This window comes from Chitinophaga sp., from assembly GCF_035538455.1.
Classification (GTDB): domain Bacteria; phylum Bacteroidota; class Bacteroidia; order Chitinophagales; family Chitinophagaceae; genus Chitinophaga.
The window spans coordinates 76,551-96,763 of the sequence record NZ_DATLKJ010000154.1; the positions used below are offsets into that span (position 1 = coordinate 76,551).

Consider the following 20,213-nt stretch of genomic DNA (forward strand, 5'->3'; position numbering starts at 1 on the left):
ACAGTTATTCCGTAGGTTTGTACCCTTAAAAGTTCAAGCTATGGAATTTAGAATAGAGAAAGACACGATGGGCGAGGTGAAAGTGCCTGTGGATGCCTATTATGGTGCTCAGACACAGCGCTCCATTGAAAATTTCAAGATCGCTCAGGATATTAATAAAATGCCTAAAGAGATCATCAAGGCGTTTGCTTACCTGAAGAAAGCTGCAGCTATTACCAACCTGGAAGCCGGCGTATTGCCCCAGGAAAAAAGTGACCTGATTGGCCAGGTGTGCGACGAGATCCTGGAAGGTAAGCTGGACGACCAGTTCCCACTGGTAGTATGGCAGACAGGCTCCGGAACCCAGTCCAACATGAACGTTAATGAAGTGGTTGCTTACCGTGCACATGTTATTCATGGTGGTCAGCTTACTGATAAGGACAAATTCGTGCATCCGAATGATGATGTCAACAAATCCCAGTCATCTAACGATACGTTCCCTACGGCTATGCACATCGCAGCGTATAAAATGATGGTGGAAGTAACTATTCCCGGTATTAAAAAACTGCGTGATACACTGGCACAGAAGGCAGAAGCATTTAAACATATTGTGAAAATAGGCCGTACCCACTTCATGGACGCTACTCCGCTCACACTCGGGCAAGAGATCAGCGGTTATGTATCCCAGCTGGATCACGGACTGAAAGCTATCAACAACACACTGCCTCACCTGAGTGAACTGGCCCTGGGTGGTACTGCTGTGGGTACCGGCATCAACACACCTAAAGGTTATTCTGAAAGCGTAGCAAAAAACATCGCCAAATTAACCGGCTTGCCTTTCGTTACCGCTGAAAATAAATTTGAAGCACTGGCAGCACATGATGCTATCGTGGAAGCGCACGGTGCGCTGAAAACTGTTGCAGTGAGCCTGATGAAGATTGCTAACGATGTACGTATGCTGAGCTCAGGTCCACGTGCAGGTATCGGTGAAATCCATATACCGGACAATGAGCCCGGTTCTTCCATTATGCCGGGTAAAGTGAATCCTACCCAGTGTGAAGCCCTCACTATGATCGCTGCACAGGTAATGGGTAACGATGTCGCTATCAGCATAGGCGGCGCCAGTGGTCACTTTGAGCTGAACGTATTCAAGCCGGTAATGATTTACAACTTCCTGCACTCTGCCCGTCTTATCGGTGATGGTTGTGTGAGCTTTAATGATAAATGTGCAGAAGGTATCGAGCCGATCGAAGCAAATATCAGGAAGCATGTGGAGAATTCCCTGATGCTGGTAACTGCTCTCAATACAAAGATCGGCTACTACAAAGCTGCTGAAATTGCACAGAAAGCGCATAAAGAAGGCACTACTCTTAAAGAGATGGCCGTGAAACTGGGCTATGTTACTCCTGAGCAGTTTGACGAGTGGGTAGTACCTGCTCACATGGTCGGCGAGATCAAATAATATTGTTAATATTTATGGAAGAAAAGAGTTCCCGCGCTTAGAAGTGGGGGACTCTTTTTTTATTATCTTCATTTATCACACATAACTAACGCTCATGGATATACTTTTTTTCAGTACCCAGCCATATGACAAGGAGTATTTCAACAAGGCAAACGAGCAGGGGGCACACCGTTTCCGTTTCCTGGAATACCCGCTGAATGAGGATAACACTGCACTGATAAAGGATGAACGGGCTGTATGTGTGTTTGTGAATGATAAAGTGAATGCCGCTGTGATCCGCCAGCTGAAAGAAAAAGGCATCAGGCTGATTGCATTGCGTTGTGCCGGTTTTAACAACGTTGACCTAAAGGCCGCTGCAGAAGCAGGTATCAGATTAGTACGTGTTCCTGCCTATTCACCACATGCGGTGGCAGAACATGCTGTTGCTTTGCTTCTTGCACTCAACCGGAAGATATATAAAGCGTATAATCGTGTCCGTGATAATAACTTTACCCTCAGCGGACTGGAGGGCTTTGACCTGTATGGGAAAACAGTCGGCGTGATAGGCACCGGCAATATTGGTGCGGTATTCTGCCGCATTATGCGGGGCTTTGGTTGCCGCGTGCTGGCGCATGATCTCTATAGCAATGAAGACCTGGAAAAAGCAGGTGTGGAATACAGTTCTGTTGATAGCATCCTTTCTTCTTCTGATATTATTTCGCTGCATTGTCCGCTCACGCCGGATACAAAACATCTTGTTAACTGGCATACTATTGTAAAGATGAAACCCGGCGTTACATTGATCAACACCAGTCGTGGCGGACTGATAGACACTAAATCAGTGGTGGAAGCATTGAAAACAGGCCATATTGGCGGGCTGGGGATAGATGTGTATGAGCAGGAAGAGCAATTGTTCTTTCAGAATTTTTCAGGGACGATTATTCAGGATGATGTGCTGTCGAGGCTAACGACTTTTCCCAATGTGCTGATAACTGCCCATCAGGGTTTCTTTACGAGGGAAGCACTTACACAGATAGCAGAAACTACTTTGCAGAATATCAATAGCTTTGAAAAAAACGAAGCACTGCTCAATGAGATAAAGCTATAGCACTTTATAGCGTATCAGTTCCAGGATAATAGTCCGCAGGCTGAGCAGGATAATGAGTGTGCCGACCATAATCATCAGAGGCTTGCGTTTAATCCTGCGTACAAGCAGTGCTGCAAACGGCGATGCAATAACGCCACCTGCCACGAGCCCAATAATTACCTGCCAGCTGCTGATGCCTGTGAAGAAAAGAAAGGTGGCCGCGCTGGTGAGCGAGATGAAAAATTCCGCAGCATTCACTGAGCCAATAGTATAATGCACTGTTCTGCCTTTACTTAATAAGGTAGAAGTAACAATAGGGCCCCATCCGCCGCCACCTACAGCATCCATGAACCCCCCGAAGAAAGCAAGGGGCGCTAATCTCCTGGTTTTGGCTTTGCGTTTCTGCCGTTGTATGCCTTTCCTGATTACGATAACCCCCAGTATCAGTAGGTAGGCACTGATAAAGGGTTTGATAATGTCTCCGTTGATTTTGTCTGATAGAAGATACGCGCCGGTTACAGCGCCGATCATGCCAGGAATAAGCAGGCAGAGGAATAATTTTTTATTGACATTTCCCAGCTTGAAATGAGAAAAACCAGAAGCCCCGGTGGTGAACACTTCTGCCACATGCACACTGGCACTACTAATAGCCGGCGATACACCTAGTCCCAATAATAATGAAGAGGAGGTAGCGCCATAGGCCATGCCTAACGCACCATCCACGAGTTGTGCACAAAGGCCGGCTGCCATATAGAACAGCAGTTCCGAGGTGAATATGGAACTGGTAAAATGATGCACCCGCTGCTGTAAAGCAGCAGGTGCAAAGTAGAAATATGCTGCCACCAGTGTTGCCGCCACTACAGTACAAAGTGCTGCAATCTGCCACCATTCCCATTTGCAGGATTTCTCTGCCTTTACGGGAAGCGTACGTATAATTGCTGTTCTTTGTGTGTTGGTTTCCGTTAGTTGCGGCATAACACGTGTTTTTAAAGGTTATCGTTTGAATACATTGTCGTAAGTGATAGTCAGATAGTAAAGACCACGAATGGTAGGACCTCCCACATACTGGAAATATGCACTGTTCAATAAGTTGGAGGCGCCCACTTTAAAAGAGGTTTTGATCTGCGGAACACGATAAGTGATCTGCGCATCAACAGTGCTGTAGGCAGGTACATCGCCGTTGCCGAAAAGGTTTTGCCAGTAGAAGGTATCCTGCCAGTGCCATACTACGTTGAAACCTACATTCCTGAACACGTTGCGGTTACCGATGCTCACATTCGTGAACCATTCCGGTGTATTGAAACCAGGGATCAATGCATCGTCTTTGGTTTTATCCTGTGCCAGTTTGTTGTAGTTGGCGTTGCCACTCACGGTGAATCCTTTATAGATATCGTAGGTTACTGCTGCTGCGAAGCCGTAGTTGTTTACGGTAGATTTGCTGTTGGTCCACACCCTGTATCTGTTTTGCAGGTTTTTATCCAGCATCTGATTAAGCACATTCTGATCGGGATTGCTGACATTGCCACTTTGCGGCACTACAGTTTCTATCTGTCCGATGAAATTTTTGTAGGAACTGTAGTAACCATCGAGATCAATGAACAGTTTGTTGCCCAGCAGTACAGCTTTGTAGCCAGCTTCAAAGGAGGTGATTTCTTCCGGTACAATCGGATCGAGGTTGGCGACTTTCAGTACGCCGGCATTTTTTGCAGCAGCCTGTTCTTTGGTGATGTGTTCATTGTTGATACTTTTGTTGACAGCTACACCAAAAGCGTCTACGCTGGTAGTCAGGAAGGAGTTTTTGAAATAGCCAAGCCCTTCTTCAATGAAAGCAAGCCCACCTACACGTCTTACCTGTCCGTTGTTTACAAAGGAGTATGCCTCAAATAAGGACGGGAAGCGGAATCCATTCTGCCAGGATATACGGAAATTATGTTTGTCTTTGATGCTGTAAACAGCGGCAATACGCGGATTCACTTTACCTTCAAACTGTTCGTTCTTGTCATAGCGCAGGGAGCCGGTGAGTTTCAATGCATCATTGAAAAATGTTTTAGCCACTTGCACAAAGCCGCCTGCTTTGCCGTACCAGATATGCTTTCCGTTGGGTTGATTGCGTTTGTCCATCGGCAGGGAGAAATCCACGAAGTTGTTACCATCAGGGATGATCTCATAGGTGCGGTAATCCGCGCCTACCAACACATCTGCAAATGTGACATATTTGCGCAGGTTCCAGGTGCCTTCGGCATGATAGAAGCGGCTTTTCTGCAGCAGGGCGGCGCCTCCGCTGGTGTTGGCCGGGTTCTTTGATACCGGGTAGATATCCCAGTCGTTGATGCCTTTAATTTTATCACGTTGCGCTTCAAATTCAGGCGTACCGGGCGTCCACCGGCCTGCATCCGCAAAAGTGCGTGCTGCCTGGTGTGCAGCTGTAATATCTTTTCCATCTGTGAGCGCTTTGTTGAGAGCAGTGGTGTAGTCTTTCTTCCAGTTATTGTCTGATTTGAATGATTTTTCCAGGTTATCGGCCAGCGGGTTCATGTTGTAGGAATCGCCGGTATTTTCAATGGAAACATAAGAGCGCACAGTAAAATCAGGATGTACCAGTTCTATTTTATGATTCTGCACTCTTACGCCTTTCAATCCTATCCTGTTGCCGCGCTGGAAGAAGCCGTCCATCTGGCCGAAGCGGCCGGAGTAGGATACCTCCATTTTATGAGGCAGGCGGAAGTTGAGCGAGCCGTCCACCTTGGTGTTTCTTACTGTGTAATCGCCTACCAGGTCTTTTTCCCAGTAACCGGTGCGGTGTATGTTATAGGCGCGGCCGTCTTTATCGATGATCTGGATGTTGCTTTGGTCTGCATATTTGTTCCAGGCGTCGTTGGCAATGTTGTTATCGCCGCTCAGCTGTGGAAAGTCGGGATTGGCTTTAGATTGCGGATTGAAGTCATTATGACTGTCTGCATACCAGTCTGTACCCTGCATATAACTGAAGTTAATTTTCCAGGCAAACCATTTGGAATAAGCCTGTGCATAACGTACAGCTGTTTCTGTCAGGAGCTTTGCGCTGCTACCGCTTTCACCGACGTGGTTGACAGCCAGCTTCTGGTATACGCTGACACCCTGGTACAAAAAAGGGTTTTTGGTGACGAGGTTGGACATACCATTGATAGCATTCATGCCGTACAGCGCAGAAGATGCGCCGGGCGTAACTTCCACGCTGGATATATCCAGTTCCGTAGGTCCGATGGCATTACCCAGTGGTACTCCCAGTGTAGCGGCCTGATTGTCTACGCCATCCACCAGCTGCATGAAGCGGAAGTTGTTTGGCACATTGAAACCTCTGGTATTGAATACTTTGAAGGTAAGACCTGCAGTGGTCATCTGTACGCCTTTCAGGTTACCCAGTGCATCATAGAACGTAGATGATGGTGTTTCTTTCAGTGCGCGGATGTCCAACTTCTCAATAGCCACGGGAGACCGCAGCATTTTTTCCTGCTGGCGGGAAGCAGACACCACTACTTCATTTACCAGCAGCGATTGTGTAAATAGTTGTATCGCGATCTTACTGTTGCTATTTTTTACTTCAAATTCCTGCGGCTGGTAGCCTATGAGTCTTATCACCAGCCTGAAAGGGAACTTTGTGTTGGCTGTCAGTTGGAAATGGCCGTCAGATTCAGTCTGTGCGCCGAAGGATGTATTTTTTATCTGTACGGAAGCGCCAGGTAATCCCAAGCCATGATCGTCAGTGATCTTGCCTTCAATGACGTAGGAGCCGTTGAGCTGTGCCTGTGCCAGTGCTGGAGAGAATACCAGTAATATCAGGAGGTATTTGCCCAGTATAGGTAAAAACTTTTGCATAGTGTTATTGAACATTAAATGATTCTGGATGGTAAAATGATTATCTGGGGAGGAAAGCCAATGTCGGATGTCTCAACATCGATCAGTTAATAATGAATTGTGTGTACATTTAGAAGTCATATAGTCTATAGAATTAGTAGACAAATATAAAACGGCTATTTCTGATTTCAAAGTAAAAGCTGTTTTAATGTTGAAAAAAGTAGCAAGCTGTTTGATACTCCATGAAATTTTAACCATTTTAGGCGTTTAATTACAGAAATGTGTATAATTTGAGGGGATGAAAACCGGGGAAGCCGGAAAATCCTAAAAGCAGCTGTAACTATTATGTCAGACGAAACAGTCATCCGCGAAGATGTCGAGAAATATTATGATGAGCACATAACAGGTAAACTGACCGGGTTCATCGATGGGAATCCCAGGAATGATGCAGCCTGGGATACACTGATTTCGCATCTTTCCTCCCCGCCGCAAACCATCCTTGAAATCGGCTGTGGCATCGGGGACATGTCGTTTAAAATGCACCAGCATTTTCCGGAGGCGAAAATTACCGGGCTTGATATCAGTCCTAAATCTATAGAGATCGCGAACAGGCTCTTTTCCAGCGGGCAGGTAGACTTTGTTGCGGGAATACTGGATGATGAGGTATTTGCCGGGAAGAAATTCGATCTTATCGTGCTGTTCGATGTATACGAGCATATTCCCAATGAGATCAGGGCATCATTCGATCGTACACTCAATAATATTCTCAGTGATACTGGCATAATCTTCCTGGCCTTTCCCACGCCTCAGTTCCAGACTTTCCTGAAGCAACACTCTCCTGAGCTGATACAGCCGGTAGATGAAGACATCGATGTGCACACCATTGCATCATTGGCGGCTGCCACCAATACTAACGTGATCATCTATAAGGAAGTGAAAGTGTGGCGTCAGGGTGATTATGCACATGCATTTTTAAGGAAGGCGGATAAACAATGGGGGGGCGCCGTTCCACTCGGTTCCATCTCTGTCAGGATAAAGAGAGGCATCTCTAAAGTGATCAGGAACAATGGCTTTATCTCTGCAAGGAAAAGCAGGATAGCATTGGTGAGAAAAAAGTTAGGAGATATTATCCCCAATAAATTCTAACAGCGTCTTATAACAATAAAAAACGTTCGCTTTAAGCGAACGTTTTTTATTGTTATAAAGGAATTTTTTTAATTAAATAGCTTGTTGTTTCACTTCTCCCGGTTGTGTTTCCGAATGTCTTCCAAAAAATCTTTTCTGGAAAAGCAGTATAGAGATTACGCCAACTGAGATGGCGGCGTCAGCTACATTGAACACCGGGCGGAAGAATACGAAGTAATCACCGCCTTTGAAAGGCACCCAGCTGGGCAGATAGCCTTCATAGATGGGGAAGTAGAGCATATCTACCACGCGGCCATGCAGGAAGCTGCCGTAGCCACCGCCGGACGGCAAGAACCTGGCTACTTCATAGCCGATGCTGTCATTGAAAATAAGCCCGTAGAACATGCTGTCTATCAGGTTGCCGGCAGCGCCCGCCAGTATCAATGAACCACAGATGAGCAGCCCTGTGCTGTATTTTTCCCGAATGAGTTTCTTCATATAGACGAAACCTGCCACTACGGCCACCAGGCGGAAAGTGGTCAGCAGGATTTTACCGAAATCACCTCCAAACTTCAGACCGTAAGCCATTCCTTCGTTTTCAATGAAATGAATGCGGAACCAATTGGGGATAATAACAAACTCCTGTTGCATGAACATGTGCGTCTTGATCCAGCATTTCAGGGCCTGGTCAATAACCAGGATCAGGACAACAATAAGTACTACGTGACGATATTTCAACTTATATTAGAATTTTATCAAAAATAATAGTTTCTTTCAAAGTTCGAAACCTGCAATATCATTATTCCTGGAAATATACTCTTTTTACCCGCTGTGAAATTCCTGTTAATATTTCATAAGGGATAGTGTCGGCCCAGGTTGCCAGCTCTTGTACGGGCAGGTCCTGGCCGAAGATGATCACTTCATCACCCTCCATTACGTCGGGGATGTGGGTTACATCCAGCATTATCATATCCATAGCCACTGTGCCTACTACCGGTGCAAGTTTGCCGCGGATAAGCATTTTACCGGCACCGTTGCTTAGTCTGCGTGGATAGCCATCCGCATAACCAATGCGTACGGTAGCTGTAACGGAGGGGACTTTGGCTTCCCAGGTAGCGCCATAACCCACAGTGTCGCCCGGTTCCAGGTGTTTCAACTGGGCAATAGTGGTTTTCAATGTACTCACATTGCGGAGTTGCTCCTGTATGTCCTTGCTGCTGTCCTGGCCATACATGCCAATTCCCAGACGAACCATATCCAGGTGCAGTTCCGGATGCCTTGTAATGCCGGCGCTGTTGGAGATATGACGGATAACGGCATAGCCCAGCGCTTTTTGCAGTTCGTGGCTCATATCAAAGAACAGCCGCCCCTGTTGCTGGGTGAAGGCATCTTTTGCAGGGTCTTCACTGGCAGCGAGATGGCTGAAAATGGACTGCACTTTCATGAGCGGGGCAGAGGTAAGTACTTCGGCTAGCTCGGCGATTTCATTTTTGATAAAGCCGAGGCGGTGCATACCAGTATCCAGCTTGATGTGGATGGGAAAGTCTGTTTTACCTGCTGCGCTTACTTCTTCCATGAACTGCAGCAATATTTGCATGGAATATATTTCGGGTTCCAGGTTCCAATGCAGGATGGCGTCAAAGCTGGCTGGCTCAGGGTTCATCACCATAATAGGCATGGTAATGCCGGCTCTGCGCAGTTCTACACCTTCGTCTGCATAGGCCACAGCCAGGTAATCTACACCGTGGAACTGCAGCAGGTTTGCAATTTCAAAGCTGCCGCTGCCATATGAAAACGCTTTTACCATCGCCATCAGGCGGGTACCGGGTTTCAGCAAGGACTGGTACACTTTCACATTGTGGGCAATGGCAGAAAGATTTATTTCCAGTATGGTCTGATGCGCTTTCTGTTCAAGCAGCTTACCGATGCGCTCAAACTGAAATACGCGAGAGCCCTTTACCAGTATGGTTTCGTTCAGGAAATCATCGGCGTTAAACTGCTGTACGTATTCATCGGTAGTGTTGAAGAATTGTGTTTTCAGTCCTTCTATCTGTTGGAAGCTTTTCTTTTCCCTACCTATATTTTTACCGATGGCGATCAGCTTATTGATATTCTTTTTGTGTAAAAGATCAGCTACTTCCTCATATAAGGTGGCGTCGCTCTTGCCACTTTGTAAAATATCACTGAGGATAACAGTGCGGGTAGCATGCTGTTGTTGCTGCTGGAGAAAGTCCAAGGCAATGGTCAGCGAGCCAAGATCCAGGTTGTAACTGTCGTTGATCACGGAGCAGTTGTTGATGCCCTGCTTCAGTTCCAGCCTCATGGCTATATTACTGAGGAGATCCATGCGTTGCTGGATAACTTCCTGTTCCTTACCCAGGTATAACATCAGTGCCCAGCAATGGATGGCGTTTTCGATGGAACCTTCATCCACAAAAGGAATGGTGATGTGCAGTGGTTCCTGTTTGTATAGTGCGTCTATGCGGGTGTGGTTATCGTTTTTATCCACACTGATAATACGCAGGTCTGCATCAGTTTTCCGGGACCATGAAAAGAGTTCCGGACCACCACCGCCACCTTCCTGGTTTTCTTTTTTACCAACCTGGTTATGGAAGGATAATACACACTCATTCAACGCGAGATAGTCCTTGCAATAAATGAGAATATCGCTTTTTGCGAATAGCACCAGCTTTTCATTAATCTTCTGGCGGATGTTGAGAAATCCTTCACTGTGCGCTTCCCCGATGTTGGTGAATATGCCAATGGTAGGACGGATGATCTTTTCCAGGTTCACCATTTCACCGGGTTGGGAAATGCCTGCTTCAAAAATCGCCAACTGGTGTTCGGGCTTCATCTGCCATACAGACAATGGCACACCAATCTGTGAGTTATAACTCTTCGGACTGCGAACAATATTATAATCCTTTTCCAGCAGCTGAAAGAGCCATTCTTTTACAATCGTCTTTCCATTGCTGCCGGTAATACCAATCACGGGAATATGAAACTGATGACGATGTGAAGCTACCAGCATGTGCAGGGCCTGCAGCGTATCTTTTACCAGTATGAAGTTGGCTTTGGGATATTTTTCCAGAGGAACAGCCTCGCTTACTATAAAGTTGCTCACCCCTTTTTTGTACAATTCTTCAATGTACTGATGCGCATTGCGCCGTGGACTTACTAACGGTATGAACAGCGATGATTCCGGGAAGCTGAGCTTCCGGCTGTCCAATAAGAGATGATCAATTTCAGGAAATCCGGTCTCTTGCAACAATTCCCCTTTAAGGGTTTTGTTGATACTTGCTGCGTTATACACTTTAATCAGGTTTGAATAATCACTTAGCAGCTATAAAACTCTTTCTACAGACTGCTTTTTATATCTCTTCTCTTTCCGGTAATTCTTTTTTCTGATGATAAACGGAATAAAGAATCGAACCTCCGAGGCATAGTACTATTACGATCAATGATGCATACACGGGAATGTGGATGAAATACTCTGCCAGCATTTTAAGTCCTATGAATATAAGTACAATGGCGATGCCTTGTGGCAGGTAATCAAACTGGTCTACGGCGCCCCTCAATAAAAAGAACAGGGAACGTAATCCCAGAACTGCAAAAATGTTGGAGGTATATACCACCACCGGCTGTTGTGATATGGCAAATACGGCCGGGATGGAATCCAACGCAAATATAATATCTGTTACAGCCAGCATGACCACCACCAGTGATAACGTTGTGAGATATGCCTTATTATGTTTGCGGATCACAAATTTTCCTTTCGGGTCCTGGGTGGTTATCCGCATGTACCTGTTCATAAACCGGTATACAGCATTCTCTTCCGGCTTAAACTCGGCTTCATGATCTGTTGTAAACATCTTAATCCCTGTGTACACCAGGAAGACTCCAAAAATATAGAGTATCCAGGAGAACTTGTGGATCAGCACCACTCCTATACTGATAAAGACCGCCCTGAAGACAATGGCCATCAATATCCCAATCAGCAATACACGGGCATAGTTTTCTTCTTTTATTTTAAAGAAACCGAAGATAAGAATGAAGACAAAAATATTGTCTATCGACAGTGACCATTCCATGAGATAGGCGCTGAGATAGCTGATCGCGGCTTCATGTCCATCTTCAAACCACATATATCCGAAAAAGAGCAACGACAGCGCCACCCAGAAACATGTCTGAAAAAGCGCTTTTTTAATGGATATCTGTTCATTCTTTTTACTGAGCAGTCCCAGGTCAAATATCAAAGCCAGTACTACAACAATGCCGAATGTGAGATACGTCCACTGTACAGGTGTCACGATACCTTGTTTTTTGTGAGGTGCAAAGATATTGAAATTCAACCAACGGAGAGCCCGGCGATATGGTTACTCTGCGAATTTACGCTGGCGGACAAACTGGAATACCATGGCAAACAGCAGGATCAGCCCTATGGGGACTACAAAGCAGCGTACCTGCCATTTGTTTTTGCCTTGCTTTATTTTTTCCGGGTCCAGCAAACGCAATGTCAGCTCTTTATTACGGCTTTCCATCATACCGCTGTTGCCGCTGAGGAATTCCAGGCAGTTGAGGAAAAATTCTTTATTGGCAAAGGCAAAACCAGGATTGAACTCGTTGATACCCATCTGTAGCGGACCTTCTTTACGGGATACAGCATTGGCAATGAGATCACCATCACTTACCACGATCATGGCATTGTTTCCTACGGCAGATTCCCTGAATGGCTTCCCTGAAGCTGCTTTGAAGCTGTTTTCAACTTCCTGGCCCAGCCGGTTGCGATACAGGGAGTTAAAGCGCCCTTCCAGCAGGACGGCTGCGGGTACAAATTGTTGCCGGTAGTCACGTATGCTGGGCTTCACCTTTACTGATTCCAGCCCTATCTGCGCAGGTATGCGCATGCTGCGGCTGTGACTGGAAGTGGTGAGCAGTATGGTTTTCCTGATCCCGTCGTTGCCCACTGTATCCATAGAGCTTACAAAGCGGCTTAGTACCATATCCATATTTTTTACAATGGGATGTGCGCCGGTAGGTGTCAACATGGGAAAGAACGGGAAGGGCACCGGCTGTATCTGTGGCCGGTTACCTACATTGCCTACTATCAGCGGCAATACATCACATTGCAGGTCCTGCACCAGGTCCTGGTTGATACGCACACCATAGCGGAAGAACAGGTCCTCCAGGTTCAGGCCCCGGTCAAATACAAAAAGCTCCGGATGTTTCTGAAGACTATCCATTGTAGCAGTGGTTTCATCAATGAACCAAAGCACTTTACCGCCGTTCATTACATACTGGTCTATCTTCAGTTTGTCGGTATCGCTGAAAGGCTTTACCGGCTTGGCAAAGAGCAGGATGTCAAAATCAGAGGGGATATAGGAGGTAGATTGGAGGGAGAGCGTATCCAATCCGTAATTGTTTTGCAGTGTGCTTAGTGCGTCATATACTTCGGCGCCCAGTGTTTCACCGTGGCCCATCATATAGCCTACCAGCGGCTTTTTGTCGGTGGCCAGCTTACTGATGGCATTGGCAAACTGGTACTCAAGCAACGCTTCGGAGCTGGACATGGTCTGCATGGGATCCTGTCCGCCCTGATTTTTCAGCAGGTTCACGCCTACAGTCTTGTTCTTATAATGTACGAGTGCCCCGGGGAAAATGAGTTTTTCTGCATACCCTTCATTGGCTTCTTCCTGCACTTTCATGTTGAAAGGCATGATGCCTTGTGCTGTCAGTTCGCCAAAAAATTTCATGCGGGCTGAATCCGAAAGGCCCTGGCCGGGATTCACAAAAGTGAAGCGGACATTCTGCCTGCCGTATTCACGAAATTCCTCCAGGAGCTCCTTGGTAGCCTGTGCAAGCTGCCGGAAGCTGGCGGGGTAATCTCCTTTCAGGAATACTTCGATGTCTACGGGGCCGTCGAGGCTGCGCAGCAGTTGCCGGGTGTGTGTGGTGAGGGTATACCTTTTCTCTGCTGTAAGATCCCATCTGCCGTGAAAATAAGCAGCTGCTACGTTAATGCCGATCAATGCCAGCATTACCAGCAGTGCCTGTTGTATATACTTTTTTCGTTTAGCCATACCCTTTAGGATGTAACGATTTTTTTACCTTTTTATTTGGAATAAGATATTAACTGTTTTGCCAGAGTTTTCTTTGGAGGGATAATTTGGTGAGATAAAGCATCAGGCTGATGAGGCTGACGAAATACACAATATCCCTGCTGTCCAGTACTCCGCGGCTCACAGAAGTATAGTGGAATTTAATTCCTGCCATCTGGAGGTAGTAATCTGCGCCGCCACTGAATCCGGGGATTTTACTGAGTGCATCGAATCCGTTGTAGAAAATGAAACTGGTGAAAACCGCAATGAGAAAGGCTATCATGGCGTTGGATGTCAATGACGACGACCACAGGCCGATAGCGGTGAAGGCAGCTCCGAGGAGGAACAGGCCGGTATAGGAGCCCAGAATGCCTCCATTGTCCAGCTGTTGCGGGTTCGTGCTAAGTTGTCTGATGGCTACATAATACACTACCGTTGGCAGTAATGAAATGGCCACCACGAGCATGCTTCCTAAAAATTTGCCCATAACAATCTGCCACCAGCTTAGCGGCTTGGTGCTGAGCAGCTCCATAGTGCCTGTTTTGAATTCATCTGCGAAACTGCGCATGGTGATAGCGGGTATCAACAGTAAATAAATAAGCGGCGCCAGGTCGAACAAGGGGTCCAGATTGGCGTAACCGGTATCGAGCAAGCTGGTGTCGGGGAATACGAAGAGCAGTAGGCCGTTTGCCAGTAAAAAAAGAATGATGGCTACATAGCCTGTAATGCTGCTGAAAAACTGATTTATCTCTTTCTTAAAGATGGCAAGCATGAACAGAGTGTAAGGATTAGGATATGCAAAATACAAATATTATGAAAAGAGTACCACAGTGGATTAACCACCCTGATGGTGAGCCCACGACAGCGAGTCTACGTCAACCCCGTCTTTATACAGCTCCCATAGCGGACTCACGGCTCTGAGCTGTTGGACGGTATCTCTCACTGTATTAATGACGTAATTTATTTCTTCCTCCGTAGTGAAACGACCCAGTGCGAAGCGGAGAGAAGCATGTGCCAGGTCGTCTCCCAGCCCCATGGCCTTCAGCACATAACTTGGCTCCATAGAAGCAGAGGTACATGCTGACCCGGAAGAGAGTGCGATGGTTTTGTTGAATCCCATCAGCAGGGTGGATCCTTCAATATATTTAAATGACAGATTGGTAACATGGGGCAGCCTGAATTTCGTAGAGCCGTTTACGTATGACTGCTCAATTTCCAGCAGAGAGGATTCCAGCTGGTTGCGGAGCGCCATCAGGCGGGCCGTTTCGGCCGACATCTCCTGCATACAAAGCTCGCAGGCTTTACCGAGGCCCGCAATACCAGGAACATTTAGTGTACCGGAACGCATCCCCCGCTCATGGCCACCGCCGTCAATAAGCGGTGTGAGTCTTACCCGTGGCGACTTCCGACGTACATACAACGCTCCGGCGCCTTTGGGCCCGTATATTTTATGGGCGCTGAGCGTGAGCAGATCGATGCAGTCGTCATCAACGTTCACCGGGATTTTGCCTATGGCCTGTGTGGCATCGCACATATACAGGATCCCATGTCTGCGGGCAATTGCGCTGATCTCCCTTACCGGATTGAGTACGCCGGTTTCATTATTGGCATACATCATGGCAATGAGGATAGTTTGCGGCGTGATGGCCGCTTCCAGCTCAGCCGGATCAGGAAGGCCGTCCTCATTGACCGGTAGCCAGGTGATGATGGCGCCTTTTTTTTCCAGATGTTTGCAGGTATCCACTACGGCCTTATGTTCCGTAACGCTGGTAATAATGTGATTGCCTTTGGCGGCATACATCCCGAAAACCCCTTTGATGGCGAGGTTCACCGCTTCTGTGGCGCCGGATGTAAAAACTATTTCCTGCGGATCAGCGCCTATCAACGCAGCCACCTGCTCCCGGGCGAGGTCTACAGCCGCTTCTGCAGCCCATCCGAAAGGATGGCTGCGACTGGCAGCATTCCCAAACATTTCTGTAAAATAGGGTAGCATCACTTCCACCACCCGCGGGTCGCAAGGAGTAGTAGCGTTGTTATCCAGGTATACAGGCAGTTTTAACATATGGTGCGTTATTTTAATATTTTTGGTGCAATTCAAATCTACAACATAAGTTCTATTTTTACAGGGTTAGTATCTTAATAAAAAACAGGTTGTTATATCAGCCTACAAAATCACCAGCATGCTTAAAGTAGAACATATCGGTATAGCGGTAAAGTCATTATCAATATCTGTTCCCTTGTTTGAAAAATTACTGAACACGCCTTGTTATAAAACAGAAGCAGTGACGAGCGAACAGGTACAGACGGCTTTCTTTCAACGGGGAGAAACAAAGATAGAGCTGCTGGAAGCCACCGGCCCGGATAGTGCCATCGCTAAATTTGTGGAGAAGAAAGGTGAAGGCATGCACCACATTGCTTTTGAGGTCACAGATATTTATGCGGAGATGAAAAGATTACAAAGTGAAGGCTTTACGTTGCTGCAAGACGCTCCAAAACATGGCGCCGATAATAAACTTATCTGTTTTCTTCATCCAAGAAGTACTAACGGTGTGCTGGTAGAACTTTGTCAGGAAATCAAGTAAAGAATTGCTTATATATTTGAAAATATCTGAATGTAATTTTTTTTATTTTTTTTTAATCTTTTGCAATCCAAACAAACCTTCTCATACGTAGGTAAATTGAATCGTCCCTAAAAGCGAACAAAATAAGTAACACAAATAACCAGATACCAGATCCTTTTGAATAAATTTTTTTTTATTTTTTTTGAACAATTCCATTTTATGAAACGTTATCTCAGTATAACATCTCGAAAATAACAACACAAAAAAGCATTACCTAAACATATTACGAGACCTGAACAATACGCTAAGTAAGTTTAAGTCTTTACGATTACTCTAAAGTTGGCATAGGTTATGAACACCTGCGGGTTTTTTAGCTTGCAGGTCTTTTTTTTGACTATGATTCTCGTATGATTATTTTGATGGTGATGATGAGCGAAGATTTGTGAGGAAATTAAAACATTGTTTGATGAGGAGAGATTTATTGGTGTTTTAAGTATTCTATTGTAGAATAGAAAATAATTTAAACTATTGTTGTACGAAATAGACGAAGCCCCGGCAGATAAACCTGCCGGGGCTTCGCGTTTATATTGGTAATCCTTTGTAATCTAATTTTCTCCTGAATCTTCGCCCATTAATTGAAGATGTAGCGGATACCGATCTGGCCTTGCCAGCGGGAGATATAGTTATTAAAGTTGTTGGAAAGGTTGTTGGTATTCTCTCTCCAGGAATTGGTAAGCGGTATCTGGTTGGCATTGTCCAGGTACGGGAAGGAGTATGCAGGAGCCGCGGTAGGCTTACCGTTGGCATCGCGTACCTGACCCTCATACTTCAGGAAAGACGGTATATTGGACAATTTGTTGATACCCCATTTCCTGTTCAGGAAGTTACCGAAGTTCATAATATCGAAAGTAAGGCGCAACGTATGCTTCACTTTGTTTTTGCCGGTGAACATGAAGATATCCTGTGTGATGTTCAGGTCTACACGTTTATAGAATGGCAGCACTACTGCGTTGCGCTCTGCATATTCTCCACGGTGGCGGCTCAGGTAATCATCCTGTTTGATAAAGTTGTCCAGTTGATTCCAGGTTACCTGTGTGCTGCGTTTGTCAGCGGGGTTGTTGGGATCAAAATTCTTGTCACCGTAGCCTACAGGTACCAGATTGATCTGTTTGGCGTTGGCCGGGATGAAGATCAGGTCGTTATTACCGTTAGATGCGTCATTGTTAACATCGCCGTTGTAGGTGTAAGAAGTAACGCCATTGGGCGCGGCTTCAAACACCATACCGATGGAGGTAGCGAAATGCCTGGCCCAATTAAATCTGTAGGAAGCTGAAGCGATAACGCGATGTGGCAGATAGAAGTTAGCGTATCCGAGAACCGGCGCATTCGGATCGCCACTTACCGGGCGGTCGCGCCAGTTGCCCTGGGCAATGGAACCGCCATCGTTGATAGTACGGGCTTTGCTGTAGGTATAGGCAGCGCTGAGGCTGAGGTTAGGTGTATTCTTCTGCAGCTGGAAGGTAATGAAGTAAGAATAACCTTTGCTGGCATTCCGCATCAGGATAGCGTCACTGATATTTGGATTGCTGAGGGTGTTTTTGCCGGGAGCAGCCACGGGCCCATAGATCTGGCCGGAGCTATAACGGGTACGGTTATCCGGAGTGCTGTCCAGTGTAAAGCCTGATGTTGGCAGGTTGATGTTCTGGAAGTATACTGCATTGATGTCTTTGGAGTAGTTCGCTTCGAGGGTGGCAATCACGCCCCATGGCAGCTGGCGGTCAATGGCCAGGCTTGCTTTCAGTACCTGCGGATACTTGAAGTTCTTATCTGTAACCGCTATGTTGTATGCGGTAGCCAGAGAACCGGAAGTGTTGCGGTAAGCGTTGGGGTCAGGATTGAACGGATAAGGAATGGTGGAGTTGTTGCTGGCTTGTGCCACAAATGAACCAAACTGCACGCCATTGTTACTGGCCTGGTTGCTCAGCCATACAGCCGGTGGCGGACCTGCAAACAATCCTACACCACCACGGATCTGTGTTTTGTTGTCGTGGGTTACGTCCCAGTTGAAGCCAACCCTTGGTGAGAACAGTGGGGTGGTTTTTGGCGCATGGCCAACATCCACCTGGATGCCGTCTCTAAAGGTCAGGGCGGCGAGGGAGTCGTTTTTGTCGAAAGTGCTGCCAATAACCGGAACGTCTATACGTAAACCATAGGTCAGTGTAAAGTAGTTGTTGATGCTCCATTTATCCTGAATAAATACACCCAGCTCCAGCATATTGATCTTGCCATAAGGGAAAGAGCCGTCTTTAGTAGTGCTGTAGCTCAGCGCATAGCGGTTGGTAGTCAATGCACCGGTAGTAGCGCTCGCGTAAAAGTCTGTCAGGGTGTTGTAGCGATAGATACCGTTATAGTTGGGCGCAAAACCGTTCATGAAGGTCTTTAAATAGTTCTGCGTTCCGATAGTAATCTCGTGGCTGCCTTTATACAAGTTGAAGATGTCTGACAGCTGGAATACGTCTGTTTTGAGCTTGTTGTTGTAGGTGAAAGGCTCATAGCCGAAAGCAGTGTAGCTCTGGCCTTGTCCGTTAAGGATGTCCACCAGCGGGAAGTTACCGCCTGACAGGGAGCTTCTGAAGTCGCGGAGTGCGGAATAGCCGATCTGGAGTTTGTTGGATGCGTGATTACCGATGCGCGTATTCAGCTCAGCGATGAAGATATTGAAGTTATTGTTTATGGTATAACCGCTACCGCTGAAAGGCAGGCCAGTAAGGCTTGGCTGACGGCCGCTACCGGGAGCACCGCTGTTACTTGCAGGAATATCCTTGTAGGATTTGAGATAGTTATACTTTAATGTAAATGTATTGTTGTTGTTGATGTTCCAGTCCAGCTTCAGCGTTACCTTGTCGCTATAAGTGCGGTAGGTATAATTCTGATAATCTCCCGGATCATAGCTGTATTTGTCCATCAGGAATTTTCTCAGTTTGTCCAGGGTATCGGCAACGGCCTGTGAAGTATTGCCGGACACGCTTCCGCCGGGTTTGGTATTGGCTATCCAGCTGGTAGCAGGTGCGGAGATTCTTTCCTGTTCGCCGCTGACGAAGAAGAAAAGTTTATTGCGGATGATGGGGCCGCCAACGGTGAATCCGCGGAGGTTGTAATCAAACGAGGGTTTGGTTACGGTGGTGGTACCTACTTTCAGACCCTGTAATCCTGGCGTCTGGATGTTGGTATAGATGGTCCCTTTGAAATCGTTGGTGCCACTTTTTGTAACGCTGTTGATACCGGCGCCGGAGAATCCGCCCTGGCGCACATCATAGGGAGATATATTCACCTGTATCTGTTCCAGCGCGTCTAGGCTGATGGGCTGGGAGTTGGTCTGGGAGCCAAGTGTAGGCTGCAGGCCGAAAGAGTTGTTGAAGTTGGCCCCGTCAACAGTGATGTTGTTGTACTGGTTACTTCTGCCGCCGAAGCTCAGGTTGTTGGCTGAAGGCGTGAGGCGTGTGAAGTCGGCCATGGAGCGACTGATAGTAGGAAGTCTGTCCATCTGTGCTCTGGTGATGATCTCCTGGCTGCCGGTATGCGCGCGGTTGAAGATTTTACTCTGGCTGTTGGTTTTTACAACTACTTCATTAAGCGAGCTGGTACTGGTTTCCAGTGAGATGGTAGCTTTGTATTCCTGGCCAAGTGTCAGGAAGATGTTTTCGCGTTTCTCATCTTTAAAACCAATGTAAGAGATGGTCAGCACATAAGGGCCGCCAATACGGAGGTTGGGAAGATTGAAACGCCCGTCTTTACGGGAAACGGTTACATACTTTGTACCGGACGGCTGGTGAACAGCTATGATGCTGGCGCCAGGTATAGCGCCTTGAGAACTGTTCACGATACCGGCAATGTCGGCAGTGGTCTCCTGAGCATGGAGCACAAAGGGGATAAACAGTATGCAGCAAAGCATACCTAGAAAATAGTTGTAAATTTTCCTGTGCATGTGCGATTCAGATTTTGGCAAATATCAAATGAGATAATATAGTAATAAAGATAACGTAATTATGAAATCGTTAACATTTGATATTTGCCAGAATCCATGAGGG

Annotated in this window: 13 protein-coding genes; 4 read left to right on the forward strand and 9 right to left on the reverse strand. The window is 46.6% G+C overall.

The window, feature by feature from the left end; all coding sequences use genetic code 11:
* Positions 1-40: 40 nt before the first annotated feature.
* Together fumC and VM802_RS18690 are read left to right on the forward strand one after the other, a co-directional pair.
* Entirely contained in the window at positions 41-1,441 is a 1,401-nt protein-coding gene (gene fumC / locus VM802_RS18685) for a class II fumarate hydratase (protein WP_325533317.1), read from the forward strand.
* 94 nt (positions 1,442-1,535) lie between these two features.
* Positions 1,536-2,528: a 2-hydroxyacid dehydrogenase gene (locus tag VM802_RS18690; RefSeq protein ID WP_325533319.1), complete on the forward strand. Its 993-nt coding sequence runs from the start codon at positions 1,536-1,538 to the stop codon at positions 2,526-2,528.
* On the opposite strand, the gene VM802_RS18695 is transcribed toward VM802_RS18690, so the two are convergent.
* Together VM802_RS18695 and VM802_RS18700 are read right to left on the reverse strand one after the other, a co-directional pair.
* Positions 2,523-3,482, reverse strand: coding sequence for a sulfite exporter TauE/SafE family protein (locus tag VM802_RS18695; protein ID WP_325533321.1), 960 nt, complete (start codon positions 3,480-3,482; stop codon positions 2,523-2,525). The two genes, VM802_RS18690 and VM802_RS18695, sit on opposite strands and share 6 nt — an antisense overlap.
* Positions 3,483-3,500: 18 nt before the next feature.
* Positions 3,501-6,362 (reverse strand): TonB-dependent receptor, encoded by a 2,862-nt coding sequence (locus VM802_RS18700; RefSeq protein ID WP_325533323.1) that lies wholly within the window; start codon positions 6,360-6,362, stop codon positions 3,501-3,503.
* A 324-nt stretch (positions 6,363-6,686) separates the two neighbouring features.
* On the opposite strand from VM802_RS18700, the gene VM802_RS18705 reads away from it, so the two are divergent.
* A complete protein-coding gene (locus VM802_RS18705; protein ID WP_325533325.1) occupies positions 6,687-7,487 on the forward strand; it encodes a class I SAM-dependent methyltransferase in 801 nt (266 codons plus the stop codon).
* Positions 7,488-7,559: 72 nt separating this feature from the next.
* Here VM802_RS18705 and VM802_RS18710 read toward each other — a convergent pair whose 3' ends face one another.
* From VM802_RS18710 to VM802_RS18735, 6 genes are all read right to left on the reverse strand, one after another.
* On the reverse strand, positions 7,560-8,204 hold the full coding sequence (locus VM802_RS18710) for a lipoprotein signal peptidase (protein ID WP_325533327.1): 645 nt from the start codon (positions 8,202-8,204) through the stop codon (positions 7,560-7,562).
* A 61-nt stretch (positions 8,205-8,265) separates the two neighbouring features.
* Positions 8,266-10,779, reverse strand: a complete 2,514-nt coding sequence (locus VM802_RS18715) for a bifunctional UDP-N-acetylmuramoyl-tripeptide:D-alanyl-D-alanine ligase/alanine racemase (protein WP_325533329.1) — start codon at positions 10,777-10,779, stop codon at positions 8,266-8,268.
* A 58-nt stretch (positions 10,780-10,837) separates the two neighbouring features.
* On the reverse strand, positions 10,838-11,776 hold the full coding sequence (locus VM802_RS18720) for a TerC/Alx family metal homeostasis membrane protein (RefSeq protein WP_325533331.1): 939 nt from the start codon (positions 11,774-11,776) through the stop codon (positions 10,838-10,840).
* A 66-nt stretch (positions 11,777-11,842) separates the two neighbouring features.
* Complete coding sequence (gldG, locus tag VM802_RS18725; protein WP_325533333.1) at positions 11,843-13,546, reverse strand: gliding motility-associated ABC transporter substrate-binding protein GldG; 1,704 nt, start codon at positions 13,544-13,546, stop codon at positions 11,843-11,845.
* Positions 13,547-13,595: 49 nt separating this feature from the next.
* Positions 13,596-14,336: a gliding motility-associated ABC transporter permease subunit GldF gene (gene gldF / locus VM802_RS18730; RefSeq protein ID WP_325533335.1), complete on the reverse strand. Its 741-nt coding sequence runs from the start codon at positions 14,334-14,336 to the stop codon at positions 13,596-13,598.
* A 63-nt stretch (positions 14,337-14,399) separates the two neighbouring features.
* Positions 14,400-15,626 (reverse strand): IscS subfamily cysteine desulfurase, encoded by a 1,227-nt coding sequence (locus tag VM802_RS18735; protein WP_325533337.1) that lies wholly within the window; start codon positions 15,624-15,626, stop codon positions 14,400-14,402.
* Between the two features lie 118 nt (positions 15,627-15,744).
* Here VM802_RS18735 and mce point away from each other — a divergent pair, with 118 nt between their 5' ends.
* On the forward strand, positions 15,745-16,146 hold the full coding sequence (gene mce / locus VM802_RS18740) for a methylmalonyl-CoA epimerase (RefSeq protein ID WP_325533339.1): 402 nt from the start codon (positions 15,745-15,747) through the stop codon (positions 16,144-16,146).
* Between the two features lie 610 nt (positions 16,147-16,756).
* On the opposite strand, the gene VM802_RS18745 is transcribed toward mce, so the two are convergent.
* Complete coding sequence (locus tag VM802_RS18745; protein WP_325533341.1) at positions 16,757-20,110, reverse strand: TonB-dependent receptor; 3,354 nt, start codon at positions 20,108-20,110, stop codon at positions 16,757-16,759.
* Positions 20,111-20,213 lie beyond the last annotated feature (103 nt).